An 11,409-nucleotide genomic window follows, 5' to 3' on the forward strand; every position below is an offset into this window, starting at 1 on the left:
CCGCCTCCGACCGTGCCCGGGATGCCTCGCGCCGGGTGTCCTCGGCCGCCTTCCGCAGCGCCGGCGAAGGCGGGAGGGCCGACAGCCCCTCGCACTCCGTCTCCGCCTTGATCCACCACATCGCGTCATGGGGTCTGTCGGGACCGGGAACCGGCTTGCCGGCACCCGGCAGGCCGACACCCGGCAGGCCGACACCCGGCAGGCCGGCGAAGGCGCCTCACTCCTCCGCCTCAGGAATCTGCCGGTCCGGCCGTGTCCCGAAGCCGGCTCCCGCGGGTCCGCGCCCGGTCACCGCGTGCCGCTCCCGCCACTCGTGCCGGACGGCACCGTGTCCGGCCGGGCACGTCCGGGCCGCCGCCTCACACGATGCCGAGGAACATTCCCGGGCTTGAACGGAGCGCAGCGGGTACACGGCTGGTGCGCACCGCCCGGCCCGTACACCCGGACCGGGCTCGAAACGGAAGGGGATGACGAGAGTGGAACAGCACGACGCACCGACCGCAAGCCGACGGGAGCGTCGGCCATGACGACTGTGGTGATCATCGTTGCCGTCGTCCTCGTGGCGGCGCTCGCCTTCTTCCTCGTCCGCGGCCGTGGAACCGGGGCGCGTGGGCTGCAGCGCCGCTTCGGGCCCGAGTACGATCGGACGGTCGCCCGTCATGACGGCGACACCAAAGCAGCCGAGCAAGAGCTCTCCGAACGTGTGAAGCTGCACGGCTCCCTGTCGGAGCGGCCCCTGCGGCCGGAGGCCCGCGAGGCGTACGCACGCCGCTGGGCCGAGGTGCAGGAACAGTTCATCGACTCCCCCAGGGAAGCGGTCGTCGCGGCCGACGCGCTGCTGGCACAGCTGGCGCGCGACCGGGGCTTCCCGGACGGCAGCAGCTTCCAGGAGCAGACCGACGCTCTCTCCGTCCATCACGCCGAGCAGGTCGACGGCTACCGCAGGGTGCACACAGCCGTGAGGGGCCAGGGCGGCACCGAAGAGATGCGGAAGGCCCTGGTCGAGTCCCGGGCGCTCTTCGACGTGCTCCTCTCGGACGCACCGGACGAGCCGGCCCGGACGGACCACCGCCACGAGACGAAGGGCAGTGCAGCAGCATGACCAACCACACCGAGCGCATGACAGAGCCCGCCTTCGGGACGGAGCACCGCCACACCGCGACCCCGGGCAGCGCAGCTGAAGCGGCGCCCGGAGCAGCGCCGGGCAGGACCCCGGGAGCCGCAGCCGGACCGGCCTCCGCAGACAGCAAGGGCCTCGGGCCGAAGAGCACAGGCCCCGGTGATCTCAGCGTTCCGCCCGCCCCGCGGACGGCTCCTGCCGCGCCGCCGGCCGAACGGACCGGCCGCCACGAGGCCCCGGGCACCGACCGCTCCCTGATCTCCCGGACGGACCAGGAGAAGTTGTCGCTCCGCATGCAGCAGGCGGTCACCGACTTCGTCGAGAGCCCTCGCCGGGCGGTCGAGGAGGCGGACAGCACGTTCGGACAGATCGTCTCGGTCCTGACCGAGGCCCTGGCGGAACGCGGGCGCCTCCTGCGCGCGAGCTGGCAGGAACAGGACACCGAAGCCCAGACCGAGGAACTGCGCATAGCGCTTCAGCGCTACCGCGACATCAGCGAACAGCTCCTGAAGACCTGAGCGGCTCAGCCGCCGTACGCCGGCCCGGTGCCACGTCCCCCGACGCGGCACCGGGCCGGCGTACCTCTGCCGTAGGTCAGGCCGGGACGGCCAGATCCTCGCGCAGCCGCTCGGCCACTGCCGGGGGCAGGCGCAGCGCCTTGTTCAGATAGCCGTCGAGTCCGCCCCAGCGCTCGTCCATCGCGTCCAGAGCCGCCTCCAGATAACGGGGCCGGACCTCGATGACCGCTGACGCGATGTCCGGGTCCCCGCCCTCGTCGAGAAAGCGCCGCACCGCGGGCCCGAAGGCGGCGCGCACCGCTCGGTTCACCGCGAGGAACTCCGCGCGTACGACATCGCGGGACGCTCCCGCCATCATCAGCAGAAGAGCGGTGGCCCAGCCCGTCCGGCCCTTGCCGGTCGCACAGTGGAAGAGCAGCGGTCTCGCCCGCGGGTCCGCGACGGTGTCCAGGAAGGCGCGGTAGGCGGCCCCCGCCCCCGGCGAGAGGACCATCTTCCGGTAGGTCTGCGCGAAGAGCGCCTCGGCCCTCCCCCCGCCGAGCAGAACGGCTGCTCCGTCCGGGTCGCCGAGCAACGCCCTGAGCCGGGCCGGCGCCAGGCCCGGGCTGTCGCCGAGGACATCGGCGACGAAGAGCCGCGCACCCGCCGGAAGCCGGTCGGGCGCCCAGCGGCGCTCGTCGGCGGTACGCAGATCGACGACGGTACGGATGCCGAGCGCGGCCACCGCCACGTCATGCTCCTGGAATGCGCTCAGCTGGCCCGAGCGCAGGAGGATCCCCTGCCGCAGGCGGCGGTGGCGTCCCAGGGCGATACCTCCCAGATCACGCAGGTTGACGACGGTGGAGGCGGGGACGGCCCGGGCGGTCTGCACGATGAACTGCCTCTTTCCCGACAGACTGCAGGTCACAATCAACGTCGCACGGCGTGCGCATATCGACAAAGGGAACGCGAGGTGCGCGAGCGCCGGGCGGCGGGAGATCAGCCGGCGAGGATCCTCGTCTTCTGCTCCACGAATTCCGCGTCGGTGAGAACGCCCCGCTGCCGCAGGTCGGCGAGTCTCTCGAGCAGCGTGATGACGTCGTCCCCGCCGTCCGCCGGAACCCGCTCGTGCGCCAGGAGCCGGCCCCCCGCCTCCTGGGCCGCCCGGGTGAGAGGTACCGACCAGAGGTCTTCCCACACGATCAGCGCGGCAGAGCTCTCCTCCGGCAGATGTTCGAGCGCCTCGAGATCCGTGAGCTGCGGCAGTCCGGCCGACGGGGCGTCCGGTGGCTCGAACGGCACCAGCCCCCGGGGGTCCATCTCCCGCAGCCCGACACGCTCCAGGACGCCGCCCGAAGCTCTGCGGGCAAAGGCCAGATCGAGGATGCGTACCGCCTCGGACGCGACGGCCTCGGCCAGTACCGGAGCGATCGCGCCGGAGAACCGGCCACCGGGAAAGGTGACGACGAGGTACTCCACGGGTCCCACGGCCACGGTGCGTCCTTCCCCTGCGCTTCTGGATCGACAGCAGCGTAACTCCGGGCAAACCGCTACGCTCTTCAAAAATATATGACAGAAGAGAAATATCGCGTATACAGCGATCGCCGGGTGGACCGGGACTGCGCACAGCCACTCGACGTGCCGGTGCCGGTGCCGACGCGTGCCTCCGGCATGACCGCACATCGCTGAGGTCGTTCGGCTCACGCTCCACCGAGCCGGCCGACGAGGGTCCGCGCTCGTTCCGGGGCCGCTTCCCCAAGACGGGTGCCACCGTCTCCGCCTGCGTCGCCACGGCCCGCACGCGACCGGTCAGGAATGAAGAAGCGCGGGATTCCCGCCGCCCGTAGCGTGATCCGCATGGACATCGGGCTTTCCCAGCGCTTCCTCGCCGGCTGCGCCTTCCGCCCCTCCTCCGGCAGCATGCTCCGTTTCCGCCGGCCCTGAAGATGATTCCGCCTCTGACGGCTCCCCCGGCCTGATAGACAACGACCGTTGCCGCGAAGCGGTGGCGACGCCGACCGCGGGCCGCGCAGGCGGCCCGCGCAACAGATGGAGAAAAGACGAGCATGGCCACGAGGACGGACACGCAGTCACCCGCGCCGCATGTTTCCGACAGCCACGACGTGATCCGTGTGCACGGGGCGCGTGTGAACAACCTCAAGGACGTCAGCGTCGAGATTCCGAAGCGCCGGCTGACGGTCTTCACCGGCGTCTCCGGCTCGGGCAAGAGCTCGCTGGTGTTCAGCACGATCGCCGCCGAGTCGCAGCGGATGATCAACGAGACCTACAGCGCCTTCCTCCAGGGCTTCATGCCGACGCTCGCACGTCCCGAGGTCGACGTGCTCGAAGGGCTCACGACGGCGATCACCGTCGATCAGCAGCGGATGGGTGCCGACCCCCGCTCCACGGTCGGCACCGTCACCGACGCCAACGCGATGCTGCGCATCCTCTTCAGCCGGCTCGGCGAGCCGCACATCGGCCCGCCCAGCGCGTACTCCTTCAACACCGCCTCGGTCCGGGCCAGCGGCGGGATCACCGTCGACCGCGGCGCCGCCAGGTCCCGGACCGTGAAGGCGACCTTCAACCGTACCGGCGGAATGTGTACACGCTGCGAGGGCCGGGGCTCGGTCTCCGACATCGACCTCACCCAGCTCTACGACGACTCCAAGTCGCTCGCCGAGGGCGCGTTCACCATTCCCGGCTGGAAGTCGGACAGCCAATGGACCGTGCAGGTCTACGCCCAGTCGGGTTTCGTCGACCCGGACAAGCCGATCCGCAAGTACACCAGGAAGGAGCTGCAGGCCTTCCTCTACGGGGAGCCGGTCAAGGTCAAGGTCAACGGCGTCAACCTCACCTATGAAGGGTTGATCCCCAAGATCCAGAAGTCGTTCCTCGCCAAGGACAAGGAGGCGATGCAGCCGCACATCAGGGCGTTCGTTGAGCGTGCGGTCACCTTCACCACCTGCCCCGAGTGCGACGGCTCCCGGCTCAGTGAGGGCGCCCGGTCCTCGAGGATCGGGCGGATCAGCATCGCCGACGCCTGCGCGATGGAGATACGCGGCCTGGCCGGATGGGTGCGCGGCCTGGAGGAGCCGACGGTGGCTCCACTGCTCGCCGCGCTGCAGCGGACCCTCGATTCGTTCACCGAGATCGGTCTCGGCTATCTCTCGCTCGACCGGCCGGCGGGCACGCTGTCGGGTGGTGAGGCACAGCGCGTGAAGATGATCCGCCACCTCGGTTCCTCGCTCACCGACGTCACCTACGTCTTCGACGAGCCCACCATCGGCCTGCACCCCCATGACATCCAGCGGATGAACAGCCTGCTGCTGCGGCTCCGGGACAAGGGCAACACGGTGCTCGTCGTGGAGCACAAGCCGGAGACGATCGCGATCGCCGACCACGTCGTCGACCTCGGGCCCGGCGCGGGCACCGCGGGCGGCGCCGTCTGTTTCGAAGGCACCGTCGAGGGACTGCGGGCGAGCGACACCGTGACCGGCCGCCACTTCGACGACCGGGCCACCGTCAAGGACCCGGTCCGCCGGCCCACCGGCACACTGGAGATCCGCGGGGCCTCGACGCACAACCTGCGGGATGTCGACGTGGACATCCCGCTCGGGGTGCTGACCGTCGTCACCGGCGTCGCCGGTTCCGGCAAGAGTTCGCTCGTGCACGGATCGATTCCCGCCGGCGAGAACGTGGTCTCGGTCGACCAGAGTCCGATCAAGGGATCGCGGCGCAGCAATCCGGCCACGTACACCGGACTGCTCGACCCGATCCGCAAGGCGTTCGCCAAGGCCAACGGAGTGAAGCCCGCGTTGTTCAGCGCGAATTCCGAGGGCGCCTGCCCCACGTGCAACGGTGCGGGCGTCATCTACACCGACCTGGGGATGATGGCCGGCGTCGCGACGACCTGCGAGGACTGTGAGGGGAAGCGGTTCGACGCGTCGGTCCTCGAATACCACCTGGGCGGCCGTGACATCAGCGAGGTGCTCGGCATGTCGGTGGCCCGGGCCGAGGAGTTCTTCGGCCCGGGTGAGGCAGACACACCGGCGGCGCACCGCATCCTGGGCCGGCTGGCCGACGTGGGACTCGGATACCTCAGCCTGGGGCAGCCGCTCACCACGCTGTCCGGCGGCGAGCGGCAGCGGCTCAAGCTGGCCACCCACATGGCCGAGAAGGGCGGCGTCTACGTTCTGGACGAGCCGACCGCCGGCCTCCACCTCGCCGATGTCCAGCAATTGCTCGGCCTGCTCGACCGGCTCGTCGACTCCGGCAAGTCGGTCATCGTCGTCGAGCACCATCAGGCGGTCATGGCGCACGCCGACTGGATCATCGACCTCGGCCCCGGCGCCGGCCACGACGGGGGCCGGATCGTCTTCGAGGGCACACCGGCCGACCTCGTCGCCGGCCGCTCCACCCTCACGGGGGAGCACCTCGCGTCCTACATCGGCGCCTGACCGGTGCGGCCCGGCGCCAACCTCCGTACACGGCGTCGGGCTTCGCCTCCGGTCCTGTTCCCGGAACAAGGCCGCTCCACCCGGCACATCCGGCACATTTCGGAGAGTGCAAGGTCACAGCCTGCGGCCCTGCTGCTCGCCTGAGTGCTGACCTAGCATCTGAGCATGACGGTCCTGCCTGCTGACGGGCTCCCTCTGGCCGCCGAGTTCCCCGACCCTTCCCACGACCAGTGGCAGAGCCTCGTCGAAGGTGTACTGCGCAGGTCAGGCAAGGAAGTCACGGGCACGGCCGCCGAGGAAGCGCTGTCCACCGCACTCGGGGACGGGCTCACAGTCCGCCCTCTGTACACCTCCCTCGACACGTCGGCGGACCCCGGCCGGCCCGGCTTCGCCCCCTTCACCCGGGGCAGCAGGGCCACGGGGAACACCACGGACGGCTGGGACGTGCGTCAGCGCCACGAGCTGACCGATCCCGTACGTCTGAACGAGGCCGTGCTCGGCGATCTGGAGAACGGCGTCACATCGCTCTGGCTGGCCGTGGGCGGGCCCGGCGGGGTTCCGGTCCCCGGCCTCGCCCGTGCGCTGGAGGGCGTCCACCTCGACCTGGCGCCCGTCGCGCTCGACGCGGGCGCCGATCCCGGGCCCGCCGTCCGGGAGTTGCTCGGGCTCTACGAGACCCGGGGGGTCGCGAAGGGGGCCGCACGCGGGAGCCTCGGGGTGGATCCCCTCGGGCAGGCGGCGCGTACGGGCGCCGAGCCGGAGCTGAGCGCAGCCGCCCACTGGGCCCGGTTGTGCTCCCGCGAACACCCCGGACTGCGCGCCCTGACCGTGGACGCCTTGCCGTACCACGAGGCGGGCGGTTCCACCGTCGAGGAGCTGGGGCTCTCACTGGCCACCGGCGTCGCCTACCTCCGGACGCTGACGGCCTCGGGCCTCTCCGTCGAAGAGGCGTGCGCGCAGCTGGAGTTCCGTTACGCGGCGACGGCCGACCAGTTCCTGACGATCGCGAAGCTGCGCGCGGCCCGGCGGCTGTGGGCCCGTGTCGCCGAGGTCTGCGGGGCCCCGGAGGCCGGGGGGCAGCGGCAGCACGCCGTGACCTCGTCGGTGATGATGACACGCCGTGATCCATGGGTGAACATGCTGCGCACGACGCTGGCCTGTCTGGGCGCGGGCGTCGGCGGAGCCGAGTCCGTCACCGTACTGCCGTTCGATCACGCGCTGGGGCTGCCGGACGCGTTCGCCCGGCGGATCGCCCGCAACACCTCGACGATCCTGATGGAGGAGTCGCATCTGGCCCGGGTGACGGACCCGGCGGGCGGCTCCTGGTACGTCGAGCGGCTCACCGACGAACTCGCCACTGCCTCCTGGGCGTTCTTCCAGGAGGTCGAACGGGCCGGCGGTCAGGCCGCCGCCCTTCGCTCCGGCATGGTCCAGGAGCGGCTCGCCGCCACCTGGGCGGCCCGGAGCAAGGACCTGGCGCGGCGCAAGGAACCGGTGACCGGAGTGAGTGAGTTCCCGGTCCTCGACGAAAGGCCGGTGGAACGCGCCCCCGTGCCCACCGCGCCCACGGGCGGTGGGCTGCCGAAGGTCCGGCGCGATGAGGCCTTCGAAGCGCTGCGTGCCAGGTCGGACGCGCACCTCGCGGCCACCGGCAGCCGCCCGAAGGTGTTCGTCGCCGCCCTGGGGCCCGCTTCGGTGCACACGGCACGGGCCTCCTTCGCGGCGAATCTCTTCCTGTCGGGCGGCATCGAGCCCGTCCACGAGCCCGTCTCCGTGGACGCGTCGAACGCTGCCGCGGCCTTCACGGCCAGCGAGGCGGCGATCGCCTGCCTGTGCTCGACGGACACGCTCTACGCCGAGCAGGCCGAAGCCGTCACCGCGGCCCTCAGGGCCGCGGGCGCCGAGCAGGTCTTCCTCGCCGGCCGGCCGGACGGGTACGCCGGGGCCGATGTCCATGTGTTCGCCGGCTGCGACGTGGTCGCCGTCCTCTCCTCCGCACTCGACCGTATGGGAGTGGCGTGATGCAGACCCCCGAGACCCCCGGAACCTCCGGGGCCCCTGTGCCCCCCGCGTCCCCCGTGCCGGACTTCTCCGGCGTCGCACTGAGCGGCGGACCCTCGGCCGAGGTCCCTGAGGACCGGTGGCAGGCCGCTGTGAAGGAGTCGGCCGGCCGCTCCGAGGAGGAGCTGCTCTGGGAGACCCCGGAGGGCATCGAGGTCAAGCCGCTGTACACCGGGCGGGATCTGGAAGGGCTCGATTTCCTCGGGACGTATCCCGGCATCGCTCCGTATCTGCGCGGTCCGTACCCGACGATGTACGTCAACCAGCCCTGGACGATCCGTCAGTACGCCGGATTCTCCACGGCCGAGGAGTCCAACGCCTTCTACCGGCGCAACCTGGCGGCCGGCCAGAAGGGTCTCTCGGTCGCGTTCGACCTGCCGACCCACCGCGGCTACGACAGCGATCACCCCCGGGTGACGGGCGACGTGGGCATGGCGGGCGTGGCGATCGACTCGATCCACGACATGCGCCAGCTCTTCGCAGGCATCCCGCTGGACAGGATGTCGGTGTCGATGACGATGAACGGAGCGGTGCTTCCCGTACTGGCCCTGTACATCGTCGCCGCGGAGGAACAGGGGGTGCCGCCCGAGAAGCTGGCCGGGACCATCCAGAACGACATCCTCAAGGAGTTCATGGTCCGCAACACCTACATCTACCCGCCCGGCCCCTCGATGCGCATCATCTCCGACATCTTCGCGTTCACCTCGCAGAGGATGCCGCGCTACAACTCCATCTCCATCTCCGGCTATCACATCCAGGAGGCGGGTGCGACGGCCGATCTGGAGCTCGCGTACACGCTGGCCGACGGGGTGGAGTACCTGCGGGCCGGGCAGGCGGCGGGCCTGGACGTGGACGCGTTCGCCCCGCGTCTTTCGTTCTTCTGGGCGATCGGCATGAACTTCTTCATGGAGATCGCGAAGCTGCGGGCGGCGCGGCTCCTGTGGGCGAAGCTGGTCAAGGAGTTCGACCCGAAGAACTCCAAGTCGCTCTCCCTGCGCACCCATTCGCAGACGTCCGGCTGGTCCCTGACCGCACAGGACGTGTTCAACAACGTCACGCGCACCTGCGTCGAGGCGATGGCCGCGACCCAGGGGCACACCCAGTCGCTGCACACCAACGCGCTCGACGAGGCACTGGCGCTCCCGACGGACTTCTCGGCGCGGATCGCGCGCAACACCCAGCTGCTGCTCCAGCAGGAGTCCGGCACCTGCCGGGTCATCGACCCGTGGGGCGGCAGCGCGTACGTGGAGAAGCTGACGCACGACCTGGCGCGGCGCGCATGGCAGCACATCGAGGAGGTCGAGGCGGCCGGCGGCATGGCCAAGGCCATCGACGCGGGCATCCCCAAACTCCGGATCGAGGAGGCGGCGGCCCGTACGCAGGCGCGGATCGATGCCGGACGCCAGCCGGTCATCGGCGTGAACAAGTACCGCGTGGAGACCGACGAGAAGATCGACGTGCTCAAGGTCGACAACTCCTCGGTGCGCGCCCAGCAGATCGAGAAACTGCGCCGGCTGCGCGAGGAGCGCGACGAGGCGGCCTGTCAGGACGCGCTGCGCGCCCTGACGGCCGCGGCGGAGCGGGATCCCGGGCCGGGGCTGGAGGGCAACCTGCTGGCGCTGGCCGTCGACGCCGCGCGGGCGATGGCCACGGTCGGGGAGATCTCGGACGCGCTGGAGAAGGTGTACGGCAGGCACGCGGGCCAGATCCGTACGATCTCCGGGGTGTACCGCAAAGAGGCAGGAGAGTCCCCGTCCGTGGACCGCACCCGCACACTGGTCGATGACTTCGAGGAGGCGGAGGGCCGGCGTCCGCGTATCCTCGTCGCCAAGATGGGCCAGGACGGCCACGACCGCGGCCAGAAGGTGATCGCGACGGCCTTCGCCGACCTGGGTTTCGACGTCGACGTCGGCCCGCTGTTCCAGACGCCGGGCGAGGTCGCCCGGCAGGCGGTCGAGGCGGACGTGCACATCGTCGGCGTCTCGTCGCTCGCCGCCGGTCATCTCACGCTCGTACCCGCACTGCGTGAGGAACTCGCCGCCGAGGGCCGGGAGGACATCATGATCGTGGTCGGCGGGGTGATCCCACCGCAGGACATCGAGGCCCTGCACGAGGCGGGCGCCACAGCGGTGTTCCCGCCCGGCACGGTGATCCCCGACGCCGCCCACGACCTGGTCACGCGGCTCGCCTCCGCGCTCGGCCACGAGCTGTGAGCCGCCGGTGGTGAACACGGACATCGACATCGACGCCTACGTCAAGGGTGTGCTCGACGGGAAACGGGCGTTCGTCGCCCGCGCGATCACCCTCGTGGAGTCGGCCCGGCCCGACCACCGGGCACTCGCCCAGCGGTTGCTGGGCGAGCTCCTGCCCCATGCCGGGCAGGCCAGGCGAATCGGTGTCAGCGGGGTGCCCGGTGTGGGGAAGTCCACGTTCATCGACGCACTCGGCACCCTGCTGACGGGCCTCGGGCACCGGGTCGCCGTGCTGGCCGTGGACCCCTCCTCCAGCCGCACCGGCGGTTCGATCCTGGGTGACAAGACCCGGATGGAGCGGCTGGCCGTGGACGCGAACGCCTTCGTACGCCCCTCCCCCACCGCGGGGACCCTCGGCGGGGTGGCCAAGGCGACCCGCGAGTCCATCGTGGTGATGGAGGCGGCGGGCTACGACGTGGTGCTGGTGGAGACGGTCGGGGTCGGGCAGTCGGAGACAGCGGTCGCCGAGATGGTCGACACCTTCCTGCTGCTCACCCTGGCCCGTACCGGCGACCAGTTGCAGGGCATCAAGAAGGGTGTCCTGGAGCTGGCCGACGCCATCGCGGTCAACAAGGCCGACGGCCCGCACGAGCGTGACGCCCGCTCCGCGGCACGTGAACTGGCGGGTGCCCTGCGGCTGATGCACCCGGTGGACGCGGTGTGGACTCCCCCGGTGCTGACGTGCAGCGCCAGGGAGTCGACCGGTCTGGACACGCTGTGGGAGCGGCTGGAGCAGCACCGCACGCTCCTGGAGTCCACCGGGCGGCTGTCGGCCAAGCGCCGCGAGCAGCAGGTGGACTGGACCTGGACGATGGTCCGGGACGAACTGCTGGACAGCCTGCGCGGCCATCCGGCGGTGCGTGCGCTCACCCCGGAACTCGAGCAGCGCGTCCGCGCAGGCGAGTTGACGGCAGCCCTGGCCGCCGAACGGATCCTGCGGGCCTTCCGCGGGGAGGACTGAGGGCCCTCGCGCCCCTGCGGGGGCCGTGTCCCCGGTCCGAGGCGCCTGGAAGGCCGAGGGC

At 71.0% G+C, this 11,409-nt stretch carries 9 protein-coding genes; 6 read left to right on the plus strand and 3 right to left on the minus strand.

The window, feature by feature from the left end; all coding sequences use genetic code 11:
- Window positions 1-202 (minus strand): DnaJ family domain-containing protein (locus tag VN520_RS20265; RefSeq protein WP_325748352.1); only part of this gene is annotated, 202 nt, incomplete at its 3' end.
- Between the two features lie 321 nt (window positions 203-523).
- On the opposite strand from VN520_RS20265, the gene VN520_RS20270 reads away from it, so the two are divergent.
- Together VN520_RS20270 and VN520_RS20275 are read left to right on the plus strand one after the other, a co-directional pair.
- Window positions 524-1,102 (plus strand): hypothetical protein, encoded by a 579-nt coding sequence (locus tag VN520_RS20270; protein ID WP_325748345.1) that lies wholly within the window; start codon window positions 524-526, stop codon window positions 1,100-1,102.
- Window positions 1,099-1,638, plus strand: a complete 540-nt coding sequence (locus tag VN520_RS20275) for a hypothetical protein (protein WP_325748346.1) — start codon at window positions 1,099-1,101, stop codon at window positions 1,636-1,638. Before VN520_RS20270 ends, VN520_RS20275 begins: the two co-directional genes overlap by 4 nt.
- Window positions 1,639-1,714: 76 nt before the next feature.
- Here the strand turns inward: VN520_RS20275 and VN520_RS20280 are convergent, their stop codons facing one another.
- The gene (locus VN520_RS20280) at window positions 1,715-2,509 is read right to left on the minus strand and encodes a tyrosine-protein phosphatase (protein ID WP_325748347.1); all 795 of its coding nucleotides are present in this window, start codon (window positions 2,507-2,509) and stop codon (window positions 1,715-1,717) included.
- A 107-nt stretch (window positions 2,510-2,616) separates the two neighbouring features.
- Entirely contained in the window at window positions 2,617-3,111 is a 495-nt protein-coding gene (locus tag VN520_RS20285) for an SHOCT domain-containing protein (protein WP_325748348.1), read from the minus strand.
- A gap of 572 nt (window positions 3,112-3,683) precedes the next feature.
- Here VN520_RS20285 and VN520_RS20290 point away from each other — a divergent pair.
- The 4 genes from VN520_RS20290 to meaB all read left to right on the plus strand — a co-directional run bounded on the left by VN520_RS20290 (window position 3,684) and on the right by meaB (window position 11,348).
- Complete coding sequence (locus VN520_RS20290) at window positions 3,684-6,074, plus strand: excinuclease ABC subunit UvrA (protein ID WP_325748349.1); 2,391 nt, start codon at window positions 3,684-3,686, stop codon at window positions 6,072-6,074.
- A gap of 165 nt (window positions 6,075-6,239) precedes the next feature.
- Window positions 6,240-8,096, plus strand: coding sequence for a methylmalonyl-CoA mutase small subunit (gene mutA, locus VN520_RS20295; protein WP_325748350.1), 1,857 nt, complete (start codon window positions 6,240-6,242; stop codon window positions 8,094-8,096).
- Entirely contained in the window at window positions 8,096-10,348 is a 2,253-nt protein-coding gene (scpA, locus tag VN520_RS20300; RefSeq protein ID WP_325748351.1) for a methylmalonyl-CoA mutase, read from the plus strand. Before mutA ends, scpA begins: the two co-directional genes overlap by 1 nt.
- A 10-nt stretch (window positions 10,349-10,358) precedes the next feature.
- Complete coding sequence (meaB, locus tag VN520_RS20305; RefSeq protein WP_325748353.1) at window positions 10,359-11,348, plus strand: methylmalonyl Co-A mutase-associated GTPase MeaB; 990 nt, start codon at window positions 10,359-10,361, stop codon at window positions 11,346-11,348.
- Window positions 11,349-11,409: the final 61 nt, after the last annotated feature.

Source organism: Streptomyces sp. (assembly GCF_035563135.1).
Lineage (GTDB): Bacteria > Actinomycetota > Actinomycetes > Streptomycetales > Streptomycetaceae > Streptomyces.